General features: G+C 72.3%; 10 protein-coding genes. 6 read left to right on the forward strand and 4 right to left on the reverse strand.

Annotated elements, in window-relative coordinates; all coding sequences use genetic code 11:
* Positions 1-62: 62 nt before the first annotated feature.
* Positions 63-9,638 (forward strand): type I polyketide synthase, encoded by a 9,576-nt coding sequence (locus tag OG747_RS46645; protein WP_405885385.1) that lies wholly within the window; start codon positions 63-65, stop codon positions 9,636-9,638.
* Between the two features lie 114 nt (positions 9,639-9,752).
* On the opposite strand, the gene OG747_RS46650 is transcribed toward OG747_RS46645, so the two are convergent.
* From OG747_RS46650 to OG747_RS46660, 3 genes are all read right to left on the reverse strand, one after another.
* A complete protein-coding gene (locus OG747_RS46650) occupies positions 9,753-11,153 on the reverse strand; it encodes an acyltransferase (protein ID WP_405876732.1) in 1,401 nt (466 codons plus the stop codon).
* Between the two features lie 63 nt (positions 11,154-11,216).
* Positions 11,217-12,437, reverse strand: a complete 1,221-nt coding sequence (locus OG747_RS46655) for a cytochrome P450 (RefSeq protein ID WP_405876730.1) — start codon at positions 12,435-12,437, stop codon at positions 11,217-11,219.
* A 65-nt stretch (positions 12,438-12,502) separates the two neighbouring features.
* Entirely contained in the window at positions 12,503-13,768 is a 1,266-nt protein-coding gene (locus OG747_RS46660) for a cytochrome P450 (protein WP_405876728.1), read from the reverse strand.
* Positions 13,769-14,123: 355 nt separating this feature from the next.
* On the opposite strand from OG747_RS46660, the gene OG747_RS46665 reads away from it, so the two are divergent.
* The 4 genes from OG747_RS46665 to OG747_RS46680 all read left to right on the forward strand — a co-directional run bounded on the left by OG747_RS46665 (position 14,124) and on the right by OG747_RS46680 (position 17,582).
* A complete protein-coding gene (locus tag OG747_RS46665; RefSeq protein ID WP_405876726.1) occupies positions 14,124-14,321 on the forward strand; it encodes a ferredoxin in 198 nt (65 codons plus the stop codon).
* 62 nt (positions 14,322-14,383) lie between these two features.
* Positions 14,384-15,751 carry an activator-dependent family glycosyltransferase gene (locus OG747_RS46670; RefSeq protein WP_405876724.1) on the forward strand — a complete coding sequence of 456 codons (1,368 nt, stop codon included), beginning with the start codon at positions 14,384-14,386 and terminating at the stop codon, positions 15,749-15,751.
* Positions 15,748-16,800: a dTDP-glucose 4,6-dehydratase gene (gene rfbB / locus OG747_RS46675; protein WP_405876722.1), complete on the forward strand. Its 1,053-nt coding sequence runs from the start codon at positions 15,748-15,750 to the stop codon at positions 16,798-16,800. Before OG747_RS46670 ends, rfbB begins: the two co-directional genes overlap by 4 nt.
* Complete coding sequence (locus OG747_RS46680) at positions 16,794-17,582, forward strand: BTAD domain-containing putative transcriptional regulator (RefSeq protein ID WP_405876720.1); 789 nt, start codon at positions 16,794-16,796, stop codon at positions 17,580-17,582. The genes rfbB and OG747_RS46680 overlap by 7 nt, the downstream gene beginning before the upstream one ends.
* Positions 17,583-17,630: 48 nt before the next feature.
* Here OG747_RS46680 and OG747_RS46685 read toward each other — a convergent pair whose 3' ends face one another.
* On the reverse strand, positions 17,631-18,617 hold the full coding sequence (locus tag OG747_RS46685) for an NAD-dependent epimerase/dehydratase family protein (RefSeq protein ID WP_405876718.1): 987 nt from the start codon (positions 18,615-18,617) through the stop codon (positions 17,631-17,633).
* Positions 18,618-18,809: 192 nt separating this feature from the next.
* Here OG747_RS46685 and OG747_RS46690 point away from each other — a divergent pair, with 192 nt between their 5' ends.
* Entirely contained in the window at positions 18,810-19,415 is a 606-nt protein-coding gene (locus tag OG747_RS46690; RefSeq protein WP_405876716.1) for a dTDP-4-dehydrorhamnose 3,5-epimerase family protein, read from the forward strand.
* The last annotated feature ends 16 nt before the right edge of the window (positions 19,416-19,431 follow it).

A 19,431-nucleotide genomic window follows, 5' to 3' on the forward strand; every position in this document is an offset into this window, starting at 1 on the left:
CCCGCCTCCCTCTCCTCGTCCGCCGAAGCCCGAAGCGTCCGCCGAAGCCCGAAGCAAGAACAGTGGAGCTGAGTATGCCCACCTCCGAGGAACGCGTTGTCGCGGCCCTGCGCGCATCGCTGCTCGAGAACGAGCGACTGCGCAAACAGAACGATCACCTCGCGCGCGCGGCGACCGAGCCCATCGCCATCGTCGGCATGGCCTGCCGCTACCCGGGAGACGTCCGCTCGCCCGACGACCTGTGGCAGCTGCTGGCCGACGGCCGGGACGCGATGGACGAGTTCCCGCAGGACCGCGGCTGGGACCTGACCGGAGCCGGCACCGACGCGGCGGCCCTGCGCGGCGGATTCGTGAAGTCCGCCACGGAGTTCGACGCCGACTTCTTCGGCATCTCGCCCCGCGAGGCCCTCGCCATGGATCCGCAGCAGCGCCTCACCCTGGAGGCCTCCTGGGAGGCGCTGGAGCGGGCGGGCCTCGACGCGGCCACCGTACGCGGCAGCCGCACCGGCGTCTTCGTCGGATGCAGCAACCAGAACTACGGCTCCGCCAACGGCCACGACCTGCCCGAGGGCATCGAGGGCCACCTGCTCACCGGCAACGCCGCGAGCGTCGTCTCCGGCCGGGTCTCCTACGTCCTGGGCCTGGAGGGGCCCGCCGTGACCGTCGACACCGCGTGCTCCTCGTCCCTGGTGGCCCTGCACCTGGCCGTCCAGGCGCTGCGGTCCGGCGAATGCGACCTCGCGCTGGCCGGCGGGGTGACGGTGATGTCGACACCGGACGTGTTCGCCGAGTTCGACCGCCAAGGCGGGCTTGCGAGCGACGGCCGGTGCAAGGCTTTTGCGGAGGGTGCGGACGGGACGGGGTGGGGTGAGGGTGTCGGTGTGCTGCTGGTGGAGCGGTTGTCGGACGCGCGCCGAGGCGGCCACCCGGTCCTGGCTGTGGTGCGGGGCTCGGCCGTCAACCAGGACGGCGCCTCCAACGGCCTCACCGCACCGAACGGCCCCTCCCAGCAGCGAGTCATCCGCGCCGCCCTCACCAATGCCGGCCTCTCCGCCAAGGACGTCGACGCCGTCGAGGCCCACGGCACGGGCACCGCGCTGGGCGACCCGATCGAGGCCAACGCCCTGCTGGCGACCTACGGCAAGGACCGGCCCGAGGGGCGGCCGCTGTGGCTGGGGTCGGTGAAGTCGAACATCGGTCACACCCAGGCCGCCGCAGGGGTCGCGGGTGTCATCAAGATGGTGGAGGCCATGCGCCACGGCGTGCTGCCCGCCACCCTCCACGTCGACCAACCCTCGGCCCAAGTGGACTGGGAGGCGGGCGAGGTCCGCCTCCTCACCGGACCACGCGCCTGGCCCGAGACCGGCCGACCCCGCACCGGCGCCGTCTCCGCCTTCGGCGTCAGCGGCACCAACGCCCACGTCGTCCTCGAACAGGGAACCACGGTCCTGGCACAGGGAACCACGGCACAGGAACCGGCCCCGGACCACGACGCCTCCCCGGTGACGCCCGCCGTTACGCTGCCCGCCGTCACACCGCCGGTCCTCCCGTGGACCCTCTCCGGCCGGACACCCGAGGCCCTGCGCGCGCAGGCCCGCACACTGTCGGCCTTCCTGACCGAACACCCCGGCCACGCACCGCTGAACGTCGGCTGGTCACTGCTGACCACCCGGTCGACGTTCGACCATCGCGCCGTGCTGCTGGGCGAAAACCGCGAAGACCTTCTCAGCGGCCTGCGGAGCCTCGCCGACGACGAGAACACCGCGCAGGTCGTGACCGGCCGGAACCGCGGCGACGGCAGACTCGCCTTCCTCTTCTCCGGCCAGGGTGCGCAGCGCCTCGGTATGGGGCGTGAGCTGTACGAGTCCTTCCCGGTGTTCGCCGAGGCCTTCGACGCCGTCTGCGCGCACCTGGACGACGGCCTGCGAGGCGTGGTCTTCGGCACGGACGCGGAGGTGCTGAACCGCACGGAGTGGGCGCAGCCGGCGCTGTTCGCGATCGAAGTGGCCCTGTTCCGTCTCGTCGAGTCGTGGGGCGTGCGCCCCGACTTCGTGGTGGGTCACTCGATCGGTGAGCTGGCGGCCGCGCATGTGGCCGGGGTGCTGTCCCTCGAAGATGCCTGCCGTCTGGTGTCGGCGCGGGGCCGTCTGATGCAGCAACTGCCCGCCGGTGGCGCGATGTTCGCCGTCGAGGCGTCCGAGGACGAGGTTGTTCCGCTGCTGGAGGGCCGTGGGGCGGACGTGTCGGTCGCGGCGGTGAACGGGCCGCGGTCGGTGGTGCTTTCGGGTGTGGAGTCGGTGGCCGAGGCGGTCGCGGGGGAGGTGGCGGCTATGGGGCGCCGTACCTCACGCCTGCGCGTCAGCCACGCCTTCCACTCACCGCTGATGGAACCGATGCTCGATGAATTCCGTACGGTCGCGGAAAGCGTCACCTACGCGTCGGCTCGTATTCCGGTCGTGTCGAATGTGACCGGACAGGCCGCTGCCGCAGGGGAGTTGGAGTCCGCGGAGTACTGGGTGCGGCACGTCCGGGAGGCCGTACGGTTCGCCGACGGTGTGGAGTGGCTGGCCGGGCACGGGGTCACACACTTCGTGGAGATCGGCCCCGACGGCACCCTCACCGCCCTCGCCCAGTCCTGCCTGAGCGACGCGCGGGAGTACGTGTGCGTCCCCGTCCTGCACAAGAACCGGTCCGAGCCGGCTTCCGTCCTGCGCGGGCTGGGCCGGTTGCACGTGGACGGCGCCTTCGTCGACTGGAGGGCGCTCTTCGCCGGGACCGGCGCCGCCGCCGTGGAACTCCCGACGTACGCCTTCCAACGCCGGCGCTTCTGGCTCGACCCGTCCGCGCCGGGGCCGAAGCCCGGCACGGACCCGGCGTTCGCCTCGGCCCTCGTCGACACGGAGTTCTGGGAGGCGGTCGAGCGGCAGGACATCGACACCCTTGCCGAAGATCTCGCCCTGGCTCCCGACGCCCTGGACGCGGTCGTCCCGGCGCTCTCGCGCTGGTACCGGAAGCGCAGCGACCGGCACGTCACCGACTCCTGGCGCTACAGCGTCACGTGGAAACCCCTGGCGCAGGCCACCGGCGCCGGGAGCGCACCGCCGCCGGGCCGCTGGCTGGTGGTCGTCCCGCAAGCGCGCGATGAGCGGGCCGACGCCACGATCCGCGCCGTACTCGGTGAGCTGGAGGCGCAGGGGGCCGAGCTGCGGCAGATCGAGGTCGCGGACTTGGCCTCCGGTACGGAACGTACAGACCGTACAGGCCATGCCGACCGTGCCGTCCTGGCCGATCAACTCAAGGACACACAGGACGAGTTCGGTCCCGTCACGGCTGTGGTGTCCCTGCTCCCGCTGGCTCAGGACCGGGCGGCGACGGCAGCGGCCACGGCCACGCTGGTCCAGGCGCTCACGGACATCGGCCTCGGCGGTCCGGCGGGTCCGGTGGCTCCGGTGTGGTCGCTGACGCGCGGGGCCGTCTCCGTCGGCCGCAGCGACGCGGTCACCTCGCCCGAGCAGGCCGCGGTATGGGGCCTCGGCCGGGTGGCGGCGCTCGAACACCCCGATCTGTGGGGCGGACTCGTCGACCTGCCGGACGACCTCGACCAACGGGCGCTCGGACGGCTCGCCGCCGTCCTCACCGCGCCGCCCGGCGAGGAGGACCAGGTGGCGGTCCGCGGCACCGGTGTCTTCGGCCGCAGGCTGTCGAGGACCCGGCCCACCCCGCCACAGCCGTGGCAGCCGCGGGGAACCGTCCTGATCACCGGCGGCACGGGCGCCATCGGCGCCCGCGTGGCACGCTGGGCGGTCGAGCGCGGCGCCGAGGACATCGTTCTGGTGAGCAGGCGCGGACCCAAGGCGCCCGGAGCCGCGGAACTCGAAACCGAGCTCTCCGCGATGGGCGCCCGCGTCACCGTCGCCGCCGTGGACGTGTCCGTCAGGGAAGAGGTCGCCGAACTCCTCGCGCACCACCGCGTCGACGCCGTCTTCCACACCGCGGGCGTACTCGACGACGGTGTCCTGCGCGGGACCGACCCCCAGCGCATACGGCACGTCATGCGGGCCAAGGCCGAAGCCGCCCTGCACCTCGACGAACTGACACGAGGCCAGGACCTGTCGGCCTTCGTGACGTTCTCGTCGCTCGCCGGTGTCCTGGGCAGCGCCGGACAGAGCGCGTACGCCGCCGCCAACGCCGTTCTCGACGCGCTCGCCGAGCGCCGCCGTGCCGAGGGGCTGCCCGCCACCTCCCTCGCCTGGGGCCCGTGGGCCGGCGGCGGCATGGCCGCCGAGGCCACCGGCGGCCGACGTCGCAGCCGGGGCGCTGTGGCACCGCTGGACCCCGACCTGGCCCTGGCCGCCCTCGCGACGGCCCTGGACTCGGGCGTGGCCGGCGAGTTCGTCGCGGACATCGACTGGAGCCGGTTCGCACCGGCCTTCACCGCGACCCGGCCGAGCGCACTCCTGGCGGAGCTGCCCGAGGCAGCCCCGTCCCGTCCCGCCCGTCCGGTGCCGCCGACGGACCGCACCGACAGCCTGGGCTCCCTGCCGCGCGAGGCGGGCACCCAGGCCGCTCTGGACCTGGTCCGTGCCCGCGCGGCGGCGGTCCTCGGTCACTCCGGCCCGGAGTCGGTTCCCGCCGACTCCGCCTTCCGTGACCTGGGGGTCGACTCGCTGATCGCGGTCGAGCTGCGCAATGCCCTGGGTGCGGAGTGTGGTCTGTCCCTGCCGGCCACCGTGGTGTTCGACTATCCGACTCCGGTCGCTCTGGCGGAGTTCCTGTACGGCGAGTTGAGTGGCGTGGTCACGGAGGTGTCCTCGGGGGCCGCGGTGGCGGTGTCGGGCGACCCGGTCGTGATTGTGGGGATGGCGTGCCGCTTCCCAGGTGGGGTGGACTCCCCGGAGGCGTTCTGGAACCTGCTGTCCGAGGGGCGCGAGGGCATCGCCGACTTCCCCGACGACCGCGGCTGGGACGGCCTCGGTTCGCTCTATGGCCTGGATGCCGAGTCCCGGCGTCAGGGCACGGCGTACACCCGCCGCGGCGGCTTCCTCAAGGACGTCGGCTCGTTCGATGCGGGTTTCTTCGGTGTGTCGCCGCGTGAGGCGTTGGCGATGGATCCGCAGCAGCGTTTGTTGCTGGAGTCGTCGTGGGAGGCGGTGGAGCGGGCGGGTATCGATCCTCGTTCGTTGCGGGGCAGTCGGACGGGTGTGTTCGCGGGGACGAACGGTCAGGACTATCCGGCGTTGCTGGCGGCGTCGGATGCGGATTTCGGCGGGTACATCGGGACGGGGAACGCGGCGAGTGTGTTCTCGGGGCGTGTGTCGTATGTGCTGGGCCTGGAGGGGCCCGCCGTGACCGTCGACACCGCGTGTTCGTCGTCGTTGGTGGCTCTGCATCTGGCTGTCTCGGCGTTGCGGTCGGGTGAGTGTGATCTCGCGTTGGCCGGTGGGGTGACGGTGATGTCGACGCCGGGTGCGTTTGTGGAGTTCAGCCGTCAGGGCGGGCTTGCAACTGATGGCCGGTGCAAGGCTTTTGCGGAGGGTGCGGACGGGACGGGGTGGGGTGAGGGTGTCGGTGTGCTGCTGGTGGAGCGGTTGTCGGACGCGCGCCGTAACGGTCACCCGGTCCTGGCTGTGGTGCGGGGCTCTGCCGTCAACCAGGACGGCGCGTCCAACGGTCTGACCGCGCCGAACGGCCCCTCGCAGCAGCGGGTCATCCGGGCCGCCCTCAGCAGTGCCGGTCTCTCCGCCAGGGATGTGGACGCGGTCGAGGCGCATGGCACGGGTACCGCGCTGGGTGATCCGATCGAGGCGCAGGCGCTGCTGGCGACGTACGGGAAGGACCGGCCGGGGGAGCGGCCGTTGTGGCTGGGTTCGGTGAAGTCGAACATCGGTCACACCCAGGCCGCCGCGGGGGTGGCGGGTGTGATCAAGATGGTGGAGGCGATGCGGCATGGTGTGCTGCCGGCGACCCTCCATGTCGATGAGCCTTCCTCGCATGTGGACTGGGCCGCGGGTGAGGTGCGGCTGCTGACGGAGCCGACCGCGTGGCCGGAGTCGGGGCGTCCCCGGCGTGCGGGTGTGTCCTCGTTCGGCCTGAGTGGCACGAACGCGCATGTGGTGCTGGAGCAGGTGCCGGACCCGGTGGTCGAAGAAGCCGCGACCGAGGTGCCCCGGCTGCCGCTCCCCGTCGCCCCCTGGATCGTGTCGGGCCGTGGTTCCGAGGCACTCCGTGCGCAGGCCGCTCGGCTGCTGGCCCACATCGAGGCGCAGCCTGATCTCGACCCCGCTGACGTGGGTCTGTCCCTGGCAGTGAGCCGTTCGACGTTCGAGCAGCGCGCGGTGGTGCTCGGCCACGACCACGACGAACTGGTCGCGCACCTGCGGGCCTTGGCGGATGGCCAAACGGATCCCCTCACGGTGACGGGAACGTCCCACGGCGACGGCAAGCTCGCCTTCCTCTTCTCCGGCCAGGGCGCGCAGCGCCTCGGTATGGGCCGTGAACTGTACGAGTCCTTGCCCGTGTTCGCTGATGCCTTCGACGTCGTCTGCGCGCATCTGGACGCCGAGTTGGACCGTCCCCTGCGGGAGGTGGTCTTCGGCGCGGATGCCGAGCTGCTGAACAACACCGCGTGGACCCAGCCCGCCCTGTTCGCGATCGAAGTGGCCCTGTTCCGCCTCGTCGAGTCATGGGGTGTGCGCCCCGACTTCGTGGTGGGTCACTCCATCGGTGAGCTGGCTGCCGCGCATGTGGCCGGGGTGCTGTCCCTCGAAGACGCGTGCCGTCTGGTGTCGGCACGCGGGCGTCTGATGCAGCAACTGCCGCCCGGTGGTGCGATGTTCGCGGTGGAGGCTTCCGAGGACGAGGTCACGCCGCTGCTGGAGGGCCGTGGGGCGGAGGTGTCGATTGCGGCGGTGAACGGGCCGCGGTCGGTGGTGATTTCGGGTGTGGAGTCGGTGGTGTCGGCGGTCGCGGAGGAGCTGTCCGCGTCCGGCCGCCGTACCTCACGCCTGCGCGTCAGCCACGCCTTCCACTCGCCGCTGATGGAACCGATGCTGGAGGAGTTCCGCAGGGTCGCGGAGAGCGTGGCCTATGCGCCGGCGCATCTGGCCGTGGTGTCGAATGTGACCGGACAGGCGGCTGCCGCAGGAGAGTTGGAGTCCCCGGAGTACTGGGTGCGGCATGTGCGTGAGGCCGTCCGGTTCGCCGACGGGATCGAGTGGCTGGCCGGGCACGGTGGTGTGACGCGGTTCGTGGAGGTCGGCCCGGACGGCACCCTCACCGCCATGGCGCGTGCCTGTCTGAGCGACACGCAGGACCACCTGTGTGTTCCCGTTCTGCGTAAGGACCGGCCGGAGGCGGATACGGCCGTGTCGGCCGTGTCGGCCGTGTTCGTGCACGGGGTTCCCGTCGACTGGCCCGCCCTGTTCGCCGGTTGCGGTGCCCGGTTTGTCGCGCTGCCGACGTATGCCTTCCAGCACGAGTGGTACTGGCCCGAGCCGGGCGCTCCCGTCGCGGTCATCCCGTCCGCCGACCCCGTGGACGCGAGCTTCTGGGAGGCCGTGGAGCGCGGCGACGCGCAGGGTCTGGCCGATGTCCTGGGTGTGGGCGAGGCGGAGTTGGACGCCGTCGTGCCGGCGCTGTCCGCATGGCGGCGTGGTGCGGCCGAGCGATCCGTCGTGGACGGCTGGCGCTACCGCGTCGGCTGGGAGCGTCTGAGCGCACCGCCGGCCTCCGTCGGCGTACCGGGACGCTGGCTCCTGCTGCAGCCGCCGGGGACCGACTCGCTCGACGGCATCGAGGAGTTCGTTCCCGGGATCGAGCGGGTGACGTATGCGCCTCAGGTGGATCGGGCGGGGCTGGCCCGTGCCCTGTCGGACGCCGCCATGGGCGAACCGGTCGCCGGTGTGCTGTCCCGCCTGCCCGGTACGGCCGCCGCGCTGACCCTCGTACAAGCGCTGGGCGACGCGGGGCTGACCGCTCCGCTGTGGCTGCTCACATGTGGTGCGGTCGCGGTCGGACATGACGGCGACGCGACCCTCGAACCGGCACAGGCCGCCCTGTGGGGCTTCGGCCGGGTCGCCGCCCTTGAGCACCCCGCCCGGTGGGGCGGCCTCCTCGACCTGCCGAGCCGCGCGGGCCGGAGCATTCTGGCGGGCCTCGCGTCCGTGCTGGACTCGGGCGAGGACCAGATCGCGGTACGGGAATCCGGGCTCTTCGCCCGCCGCCTCTCCCACGCTCCCGTTCCCGTTTCCGTTCCTGTCCCCGGCAGTCCATCGGAGTTCGGGCCGTCGGCCGTCGGCTGGCGTGCTCCGGACTGCGTGCTGGTGACGGGCGGTACCGGCGCGCTCGGCGGGCGCCTCGCCCGCTGGCTGGTGCGGCGCGGTGCCAAGGACCTCGTCCTGACCAGCCGTCGCGGCCCGGACGCACCAGGTGCGTCCGAACTCGTCGACGAGATCGGGGACATGGGCGCGCGCGTCGTCGTCGAGACCTGCGACACCGCCGACGCCGACGCCCTCGCCCGCGTCGTGGAGCGGCACCCGGTGCGGGCCGTGTTCCATGCCGCGGGCGTCCTCGACGACGACGTGATCGACGCGATGACACCGGAACGCGTCGCGTCCGTCCTGAAGGCCAAGGCCGTCGGTGCCGACCATCTCGACGCCCTCACCCGGGACAGGACAGGGCACAGGGCCCTGTCGGCGTTCGTGGTGTTCTCCTCGATCGCCGGTGTGTGGGGCAGCGGTGGCCAGGCGGCCTACGCCGCGGCCAACGCCCACCTGGACGCCCTCGTCGAGCGCCGCCGGGCGAGCGGGCTCGCCGGTACCGCCGTCGCCTGGGGCCCCTGGGGCGGGGGAGGCATGGTGTCCGACGAGGGCGCCGTCGCACTGGGCCGGCGGGGCCTGCGGGTGATGGACCCCGACCGTGCGCTGAGCGGACTGGGACGTGCCCTGGACCTCGGGGACAGCACGGTGGTGGTGGCCGACGTGGACTGGGAGAGGTTCCTTCCCGCGTTCACCAGCAGCCGGCCCAGCCCGCTGTTGTCCGCCCTTCCGGAGGCGCGGACCGCGGATGCGGCCGACGCGTCGCCGGGGGAGCGGGGCACCTCGTACGCCTTGGTGGAGGAACTGGCCGCCGCGCCCGCCGACGAGCGGGTCCGGCTGCTCCAGGACCATGTGCGGTCCGTCGCCGCCGCGGCCCTCGGGTTCACCGGGGTGGCGGGCATCGAACCCGCCAGGGCCTTCCGTGAGATGGGCTTCGACTCCCTGACCGCGGTCGAGCTGCGCGACCGGCTGAACAGCGACACCGGCCTGCGGCTGGCGACCACCCTCGTCTTCGACCACCCCACGCCCGCCGACCTCGCCCGCCACCTGGCCGGTGAACTCTTCGGGGACGGGCAGGAGTCCGCCGCGGTGCTGCTGGCGGAGGTCGACAGCACGGTCGCGAAGATCATGAAGGGCGGGCCCGACCGCGACATCAGGACCCTCCTCAAGACGCGGCTCAGGGCGCTCCTTTCGGAGGTCGAGAACGCGGACGAGAGTGCGGGGTTCGCCCCGGACGCGGGGGCGTCCGTGGCCGACCAGCTGGACGACGCCACGGACGAGGAGCTGTTCGACTTCATCAGCCGGCAACTGGACCAGCCGTAACGGGAAGATCGTTCGTGACGGCGGGGAAGACCGGCCGTATCGGGAAGACCGGCCGTCACGCGAAGGGGCCACGGGCGGCACCAGCGCCGCCCGTGGCCCCTTTCGGCGGCCCGGTCACTCACCCACGGGCGCGGGTTTCCCGTGAAGCGTGCCGTAGGCGTGCAGCCGCTCCAGCCACGCCGGACTCCTCACCGCGGCCGCGTGCTCCTGTGCCAGGCACAGATAGACGTCCCGGCCCCCGTCCTCGGCGGGCGTCGGCGCGATGTGCACGGTCGGCACCGGGAGGTCGGGGAACTCGTACCAGAACGGTGTGCCGGCGCCCAGGTCGATGCGGTAGAGCGGGAACTGCGACCAGTTGTTGATCGAGACCGCCGTCTCGAAGACGTCCGGGGCGCGTACCGACATGACGTGCCGTGACACGCCCGCCCTGCGGTAGGAGTTGAGGAAGGCGATCTCGTCGCGGAGCTTGTCGGCGGTGTTGGCGTCCAGACAGGCCCGTACGTCCTGGGCGAGCCGGCCGAGCGGACGGGTGCGCAGCGCCGCTGCCGAGGTCCGCGTCCAGCTGTTGCTGACACAGTTGCCCCAGTACTCGGCGGGCAGCGCGGCACCGAGCCGGGACTGCGCTCCGATGATCATCCCGAGCCATTCGGCGGCGTCGTCGGGGCGGGCGCGCAGCTCGCCGAGGACCTGCCAGATGTGCGCGGTCAGGACGTCGTTGGTGGACACCCAGGAGCCCGTGTCGGTCAGCTGCTTTTGCGCGGTCCGTTTCATGGCGGCGAGTTCGGCGGCCTCGAAGCGGGTGGCGACGGTCGCGAGCTTGTTCAGGCCGACCTTGATGTTCGTGGTCAGCAGGCGCAGCCGGGAGACGCCGACGAACGCGCGCGCGTCCACGATCGCGGGGTCGGCGGACTCCTGGCCCAGCGCGTCGAGCAGGCTCCGGTCGTGGCACGGTTCGGGGTACGGCAACCCGCGGTGCTCGCGCGACCAGCTCTCCAGGAACGCGAGGGTGTTCGCGCCGTCCGCGAGACTGTGGTTGATCATCACGCCGAGGACGGAGCCGCCGCCGCGCATCTGTGTCAGCCGGATCTTCAGCAGCGGGGTGTCCCGGTCGATGACGCGGAACGCGCTGACCTCGCGCAGCAGATGGCCGATCACCGGCTCGGTGCGCAGCTGGGGCCCGTACTCCCGCATGGGCTCTGGTGACACCGCCTCGATGAAGCGGACCCCCGCGTCGTTGCACAGGGCGCTCAGCCCGCCGTCCCGGTCCCGGACGAGACGGCCGGCCAGTGGCGGGTAGCGGCGCAGCGTGCGCGCCAGCGAGGCGCGCAGCTGAGCCCCGTCCAGCGTCTCGCGGTAGAAGAAGGTCAGCGGTGTGTACCAGGGGCCGGTCAGCAGGTCGTAGCCGCTGAGCCGGACACGGGCGTTGTCGGCCCGTCCGGCCCGTCCGGCCCGGCCGGCGCGGACCAGGAAGGACCGCTCCTCCCGGCTCTCCACGACGCGCCGGAATGTTGTCACGGTCGTTCTCCTCAGGTTTTCAGGTCCTCGGATCGTCACGGTCGTGGTCGTTGCCCCGGCCGGTCAGTCCCAGGCGACGAGCAGCCGGTCGACCCCGTAGTGCACGGCACGGTCGCGCAGCGGCACCTCGTCCGCGGGAACCGCCAGCCGCAGCGTCGGGAACCGCTCGAACAGCTTGCGCAGACCGGTCCTGAGGGTGGCGCGGGCCAGGTGCTGGCCCAGGCACTGGTGCGCGCCGAAGCCGAGCGCCAGGTGCTTGCGCGGGATGCGGGTGACGTCGAGCTTGTCGGGGTCGGCGAAGACCGCGGGGTCGCGGTTGGCGGCAGGCAGCGACAGCACGACGGTCTGCCCGGCCTTGACGGTGACGCCGCCGATCTCGACGTTCTCCAGCGCGCAACGGCTCGACCCCAGCTGCGAGATCGTCAGATAGCGCATCAGCTCGTCGACGGCCCCGGCCTCGTACAGCTCCGGGCGGCTGCGCAGCAGGGCCAGCTGCTCGGGCTGCTCCAGCAGCGCGAACGTGCTCAGGCACAGCATGTTGGGCGTCGTGTCGAGGGAGCCGCCCAGGGTGAGGACGGAGAGGTTGACCAGCTCCTCCTCGGTGAGTTCCCCGGTGGCCGCCAGCTGTCCGAAGAAGTCGTCGCCCTTCTCCGCCAGCCGCTCGCGGACCATGGGCCGCACCGCCGCGTCCAGCGACTCGATGCAGTGGATGAACTCCTCGAGGGTGTACGTCAGTTTCATCATCGTGGCGAAGTGCTCCGAGACCTCTGCCATCAGCTCGGCGGAGACACCCATCAGGGCGCACACCGAGCGGACGCTGATGACCTCGGCGAAGTCCGTCACCAGGTCGGCCGGCGAGCCCTTCGCCTCCATCTCGTCGAGGACCTGGTCGATGATGCGGGCCAGCTCGGGCTCGAAGTGCTGGATGCGGCGGACGGTGAAGTGCCCGGCCAGCAGACGCCGGTACTTGGAGTGCTCGGGCGCGTCCGTCTTCGCGAACGAGCCGGGCGGGGAGGGCTGGGGCGCGTACTCGGTCATCGGGAACGGCGGTGCGACCACATGGGCGAGCAGCTCGTTGCGGTGGCTGAAGCGGTCGTCGGCCAGGATCTGCCGTACCAGGTCGTGGCGGGTGACCAGCCAGCCCGTCGGGTCCTTGGGGGCGACCTGGAAGGTGAGGGGGCTGACCGGGGCCTCCTCGCGCAGCCGGGCGTACGCCGCGGGCGGGTCGAAGGGGCACTTGCCGCGGTCCGTCGGGATCACGGGTGCGTCGGGCCTGGTCTTCATCGTCACTCCGTTGGTGTGCCGGCGGCGCCGTGGGTGCCGTGGGCGAAGGCTGTTGACTGGTGGGATCAGGCGCGCTTGACGACCAGCGGCAGGTGCCGCGCGCCGAAGACGTTGGTGCCGTGGTAGGTCAGCCGGGCATCGGGGTCGACCTCGATCCGTGCGAACCGGTCGAGGAGCGCGTTCAGGGCGATGCGCCCCTCCAGGCGTGCCAGCGGTGCCCCGATGCAGTAGTGGATGCCGTGGCCGAAGGCCGCCTGGCGGGCGTTGGTGCGCTCCGGGCGAAAGGCGGCCGCGTCCTTGAAGACCCGCTCGTCGAGGTTGGCCGACAGCAGCCACAGGTGCACCAGGGTGCCGGGGGCGATGCTGGTTCCGGCGAGTTCGGTGGCGGCCGTGGTGACGCGCTCGATCCGGGTGAACGGCGGGCGCAGCCGCAGGGTCTCCTCGATCACGGCGGGCACCAGCGAGCGGTCCTCGCGGACCCGCTCGAACAGCTGCGGATCCTGGTCCAGGCACATCAGCGTGTTGCCCAGCAGCACCGAGGTGGTGATGTGCCCGGCGAGCAGCAGCAGGGTGGCGAAGCTCGCGATGTCCTCGTCGTCGAGGCGCTCGTCGTCGAGTTCCGCGCCCACCAGGGTGCCCAGCAGGTCGTCCTGCGGCTTTCCGCGCCGGTCGTCGATGAAGTTCTGCAGGTACGCCGAGATGGTGTGGCCGGTCTCCTCCATGCGCCGGACGCTCTCGGGGTCCTCCGGGTTTGTCGACAGCAGCTGGTCCGCCCAGCCCTGGAACAGGTCCCGGTCGGCCGTGGGCACGCCGAGCATCCGCGCGATGACCGTGACCGGCAGCGGGTTGGCGAGCGTGTCCACCAGGTCGAAGCGGTCAAAGCCGGCCGCGTCCAGCAGGTCGGCGGTCAGGCCGGTGATCCACGGTTCGAGACCGGAGATCAGCCCCGGTGTGAAGGCGCGGCTGACCAGGCGGCGCATCTTGCCGTGCAGGGGCGGGTCCAGCAGCAGCAGGGTGCCGCGCGGGGCCTGGCGTTCACCGCCCGAGAGGCGGCCCACGGTGTCGGAGGAGAAGGTCGCCGGGTCGGCGAGGATCCGCTGGACGTCCTCGTGCCGGAAGACGTGCACGTTGCCCGTCTCGTCCCGCCACACCGGGCATGCGTCCCGCATCCGCGCGGTCCAGGCGAGCAGCGTCGCCCCGCCGTCCGGCTCCACCGTCGGAATGCTGCCGGAGCCGGGCCCCGGCACACCGGGCCCCGGCGCATCGGACACCGGCGGATCCGCCGCTCCCCGCGGCGCGTCGGGAACGTCGGAGGTGCCTTGCTCCGCCACCAGTGATTCCCCTTTCGTGCGGCCCGGCCGCGACCGCGGCCCGCGGCCCACCGCGTGGGACCGGCACCCCGGCGGGGCCCGGCACTCGCGCCACTCCAGCACGGGGCGTGCGCGGGGGGCCAGAGACGGCGGCGCAGTCTAGGGATTCACCGAGTACCGCCCGCCGCAGGCCGGTGCGAGGTCACGGCGGCGGGCCGAAATCTCTGGAGGAAATCCCAGACAGCGGCGGCCGGGGACCCGGGCGGGCCCGCACCCGGCCCAAGATGGGCACGCGCCCCGGCAGCGGGGCACGCACCGTACCGCCCACGACCCGTACCGCCCACGACCCGTACCGCCCACGACGCAGAAGGCCGGCATGGACATCGCGATCGACCACGACAAGTGCATGGGAGCGGGCCAGTGCGTGCTGATCGCACCCGAGGTCTTCGACCAGGACGAGGAGGACGGCCGCGCCCTGCTCCTGATCGAGCAGCCGGGAAGCGGCCACCACGAGGCGATCCGCGAAGCCCACGACTCCTGCCCGCTGGGTGCCATCACCCTCCGGGAGGACTGATCCGGGAGGACTGACACCTCAACGCGGCCCGGCCGCGGACCTCCCCCGAACGAGAGGATGCCATGCGCGTTCTGTTCGCCGGCCTGTCGGAGAAGTCTCACCTGTACACCATGGTGCCGCTGGCCTGGGCCTTTGTGACGGCCGGTCACGACGTTCTGGTGGCCGGCTCCCCGTCGATGACCCCCGCCGTCACCGCGGCCGGCCTGGTGGCCGCCCCCGTGGGCAGCGACCACGCCCTGCACGCGGACATGGCGGGTTCCCGCGACTCCCAGGACGCCGACGTCGCCAACTGGAGCCGTCTGGGCCCCGGCCAGGTCGACTGGCCCACCCTGCGCGAGCGCTACGAGATCAGCGTGCCCTGGGGCTTCGCCCGCTACAACGAGCCCGTCATGGACGACATGGTGGCCCTCGCCCGCGACTGGCGGCCCGACCTCGTCATCCGCGACCCCCTCGCCTACGCCGGCGCGGTCGCCGCACGCGTCTGCGGCGCGGCCCACGCCCGCCTGCTGTGGTGCGCCGACGTCTACGGGCAGGCGCGGCGCACCTTCGTCGAACTCGCCCGCGACGTCCCCGAGACCGAACGCGTCGACCCGCTCGCCGAGTGGATCGACGACCGTGCCCGCTCCTACGGCGTGGCCTGCGACGAGGAACTCCTCAACGGCCAGTTCACCATCGACACCCTGCCCCCGAGCCTGCGCCCGCCGAGCGCCCTGCACCAGCTGTCCATGCGGTACCTCCCCTACAACGGTGCCGCCGTGCAGTGGGACTGGCTGCGCGAGGAGCCCAAGCAGCCCCGGGTCTGCGTCACGCTCGGCAGCACCAACACCGAGGCCTACGGCGGCGACTACGTCCCCGTCGACGACATCCTGCGCGCCCTGGGCGGACTCGACATCGACGTCGTCGCCGCGCTCATGCCCGAACAGGCCGAACAGCTCGGGGACGACCTGCCCCCCAACGTGCGGGCGGTCAGCGGAATAGCCCTGAAGACCCTGCTGCCCACCTGCAGCGCCGTCGTCCACCACGGCGGCTGGGGCTCCTTCTCCACCGCCCTCGTCAACGGCGTCCCGCAACTCGCCCTGTCGACGAACGTCGCCGACCAGGAACTGCGCGGACGCTCGCTGGAAAAGGCCGGCGCCGGGATCTTCGTCCACCACAGCGACGTCGACGCCGGGCAGGTCCTCGCCGACACCCGCCTGCTCCTTCAGGAGCCGGCGTTCGCGGCCGCCGCACGACGGCTGCGGGACGAGTCCGCCGCCATGCCCAGCCCCCACGCCCTGGTCGCGCACATGGAGCGCCTGGTCGCGGACGCCGTAAGCACTCCGCGTACACCGGCACACCGGCCGGACCCCTGCAACACACCGCACACACGAGGAAGGAGGACGGCGCCCCCCACGACCCCGCCGGGGTACCGGGCGCCGCAATCCCGATGAGTCAGACGCGCATCCTGGTGACCGGCGGTGCCGGCTTCATCGGCTCCCATTACGTCCGCACCCTCCTCGGACCCCTCGGCCTGGACGACGTATCGGTGACCGTCCTGGACGCCTTCACCTACGCCGCCAACCCGGCCAGCCTCGACGAGGTCCGCCACTCGCCCCGTTTCCGGCTCGTCGCCGGCGACATCTGCGACCCGGCGGTCGTCGGCCGCCTCATGGCCGAGCACGATGAGGTCGTCCACTTCGCGGCCGAGTCGCACGTCGACCGGTCGCTGTCCAGCTCCGCCGAGTTCGTCCGCACCAACGTCATGGGCACCCAGGTGCTCCTGGACGCCGCGCTGCAGCACGGCATCCAGACCTTCGTGCACGTCTCCACCGACGAGGTCTACGGATCCATCCCGGCCGGCTCCTGCTCCGAGGAGCAGTCCGTGAACCCCAACTCGCCCTACGCCGCCTCGAAGGCGTCCAGCGACCTGCTCGCGCTGGTCTACCACCGCTCCCACGGCCTGGACGTCCGGGTGACCCGCTGCTCCAACAACTACGGGCACCACCAGTTCCCCGAGAAGATCATCCCGCTGTTCGTCACCCGCCTCCTGGAAGGCAAGACGGTCCCGCTGTACGGCGACGGGATGAACGTGCGCGACTGGCTGCACATCGACGACCACGTCCAGGGCATCGAACTGGTCCGCACCCAGGGCCGCCCCGGCGAGATCTACAACATCGGCGGCGGCACCGAGCTCAACAACCGCGAGCTCACCACCCTGCTGCTGGAGGCGTGCGGCGCCTCCTGGGACCAGGTCGAGTACGTCACCGACCGCAAGGGCCACGACCGCCGTTACTCGGTCGACTGGCACAAGGCCCACACCGAGCTGGGCTACAAGCCGCAGAAGGACTTCACCGAGGGCCTCGCCGAGACCGTCGCCTGGTACCGCGAGCACCGCGACTGGTGGGAGCTCCCGGACCGGACACCGCACACCGCCGCCCCCCGGGCCGTGCAGGCCGTCCCCCGGGCCGTGGAGGCCACGACCGGGATTCCCGCATGCTGACCTGGCGCAGCCTCGGGCTCCTGGAGGTGACCTTGGACGGGCGGCCCGCCACGCCGACCGCTCCCAAGGTCCGCCAGGTGCTGGCCCTGCTGCTGGCCCGGCGCAACACCCTGGTGTCGATGCCCACCATCGTCGCCGAACTGTGGGACCACCACCCCCCGCGCAGCGCCACGGCCACCGTCCAGACGTACGTCTACCAGCTGCGCAAGTTCCTGCAGAGCGACGGCGAGACGGCCGCCGGCACGGGGCCGCTCGTCACCCGGTCCACCGGGTACATGCTGCGGGTGGCCCCCGGGGACTACGACGCCGAGGAGTTCGAACGGCTCACCGTCCAGGCACGGGCCGCACTCGAGGACGGTGACGCCCGCACGGCCACCGACCGGATCGCCGCCGCACTGGCAGGGTGGGCCGGCCGGCCGTTCGCCGACGTCACCCAGGGCCCCTACCTCCAGGCGTACGCGCTGCGCCTGGAGGAGCTCCACATGCACGCCCTGGAGCTGCGCATCAGCGCAGGTCTCGGGCTCGGCCTGCACCGCGAACTCGTCGCGGAACTCAAGGAGCTGGCCAGCACCCATCCGCTGCACGAGTGGTTCCAGGGCGGCCTCATCATCGCGCTGCAGCGCTGCGGCCGCCGCAGCGAGGCCCTCCACGTCTACCAGCGGCTGCGTGAACTGCTCCGCGACGAACTGGGCCTCGACCCCTCCCCGGGGCTGCAGCAGATCCGCCAGCACGTGCTCACCGACCGCGTCAGCGCCGCCGACCTCAGCCTGCTGCCGGGCTGATGCCGTATCCCGCCGGGCAGTCCCCGCGGATGCCGCGGGCCGGGCGGCTCAGCCGTCGCTGCCCGCCGCCGCGTTCCACAGGTCCCGTACGGTCTCCTCAAGGCTGCGGCGGGGCGACCAGCCGAGCAGTTCACGCGCCGCGGTGACGTCCACGCGCATCCAGTCCGCGTCCGCGGCGGGCCGCACGGTACCGCCCGTGTCCTCCACCAGCCGCACCCTCCTGCCGCTCGCCGCGATCAGAAGGTCGACCATCACCCGCACATGCTGCGACGTGCCGCTGCCGATGTTCAGCACCCGGCCCCGCGCCCGCGGTGTCCGCATCGCGGCCACGATCGCCTCGGACGCGTCCTTGGCGTCGACGAAGTCCCGGCTGCTGCGCAGCGGGGACAGCCGTATCGTGACCGGCCCGCCCGGGGCGGCCGGGGCGAGCAGCTGCTGCGCCACGCGGCCCAGCAGGCTGCTGGGCGGGGTCCCGGCGCCGATCACGTTCGACAGCCGCAGCACCACCGCGTCCGTCCGGCCCTCGGCGGCGGACTGCAGGACCGCCCGGCTGCCGAGCAGCTTGGAGTGCCCGTAGTCCGTCACCGGGCGGGTGGGGGAGTCCTCGGCGAGATCCACCCCCGCGCTCTGCGGCGCGTACTCGTGCACGGAGCCCAGATGCACCAGGCGCGGCCGCCACGAGGCGGCGTCGAGCGCCGCCAGCAGCCGGTCCACCAGCAGCTGGTTGCCCTGCCGCATGACGCCCGGCGACGACGACCAGGCCACGCCGGCCGCGTTGACGACGGCCACCGGATGCTTCGCGTCGATCAGCTCCGTCAGCGCGCCCGGCCCGTCCTTGACCAGGTCCATCGGGTGAAAGCGCCACGCGGCCGGCGTCTTGACGGCCTGCCGTGCGACGGCGAGCACCTCGTGACCGGCCGCCCGGAGGGCCGCGCCCGCGTGCCGGCCGACGAATCCGGTAGCGCCGAGGACGACCACCCGGCCGGACGGTCCGTCCGGCCGTCCGGGCTGTCCCTGCCTACCGACCAGCGCCATGCCGCTCTCCTCCCGGGCCGGGTGCCGGGCACCCCTACGTCGTCCTGCTGTGCCACCGCACCGGGTGCCGTGGCTCCAGGCAGCCACGGTGGCACCCCGCGATCGAGACCCCCTCCAGAACGGTTCGATTCGACCGGCCCCCGTACGGCCCTTGACCGGTCCTCGAACGGCGCGCCATACCGTGGCGTCACCATGAAGGTTCGACAGACGGCTGTGCCGGACGCTTTCCACATCACGCCGCACAAGATCGGCGACGTGCGGGGCAACTTCTACGAGTCGTTCCGCCACGACAGACTGGCCGAGGAGATCGGCCGGCCGGTGCCCGTGGCGCAGGTGAACTACTCGGTCTCCCGTCGGAGCACCCTGCGCGGGCTGCACGGCACCCTGCTGCCGCCGGGCCAGGCGAAGGTCGTCTGCGTCGTGCGGGGCGCGGTCCTCGACATCGTCGTCGACCTGCGCCTCGGCTCGCCCACCTTCGGCGTGCACGAGGTGAACTGGCTGAACGCCGAGTCGGGCGAGACCCTCTTCGTCGCCGAAGGGCTCGTGCACGGCTTCCTCGCCCTCACCGACGACACCTGCGTCTCCTACCTGTGCTCCACGGAGTTCGTCCCCGGCACCCAGGTCGACATCGACCCCTTCGACGCCGAGCTGAACCTGCCCTGGGATCTGTCGGAGACCCCGCTGATGTCGGCCAAGGACTCCCGCGCCGTCTCCGTCGCCACCGCCCGCGAGGCGGGCCTGCTGCCCCGCTACGAGGACTGCCTCGCCCACTACGCGGCGCTGCGCGGCGCACGCTGAGCCCCTCGCAGCGGGC

The sequence above is a fragment of the Streptomyces sp. NBC_01384 genome (assembly GCF_045040035.1).
GTDB lineage: Bacteria > Actinomycetota > Actinomycetes > Streptomycetales > Streptomycetaceae > Streptomyces.

What these genes read in the sequence shown, in the direction of transcription:
- OG747_RS46685 (WP_405876718.1), bottom strand. Translation starts at nt 18,617, where the DNA reads ATGGCGCTGGTCGGTAGGCAGGGACAGCCCGGACGGCCGGACGGACCG.
- OG747_RS46680 (WP_405876720.1), top strand. Translation starts at nt 16,794, where the DNA reads ATGCTGACCTGGCGCAGCCTCGGGCTCCTGGAGGTGACCTTGGACGGG.
- OG747_RS46690 (WP_405876716.1), top strand. Translation starts at nt 18,810, where the DNA reads ATGAAGGTTCGACAGACGGCTGTGCCGGACGCTTTCCACATCACGCCG.
- OG747_RS46655 (WP_405876730.1), bottom strand. Translation starts at nt 12,437, where the DNA reads ATGAAGACCAGGCCCGACGCACCCGTGATCCCGACGGACCGCGGCAAG.
- OG747_RS46665 (WP_405876726.1), top strand. Translation starts at nt 14,124, where the DNA reads ATGGACATCGCGATCGACCACGACAAGTGCATGGGAGCGGGCCAGTGC.
- rfbB (WP_405876722.1), top strand. Translation starts at nt 15,748, where the DNA reads ATGAGTCAGACGCGCATCCTGGTGACCGGCGGTGCCGGCTTCATCGGC.
- OG747_RS46670 (WP_405876724.1), top strand. Translation starts at nt 14,384, where the DNA reads ATGCGCGTTCTGTTCGCCGGCCTGTCGGAGAAGTCTCACCTGTACACC.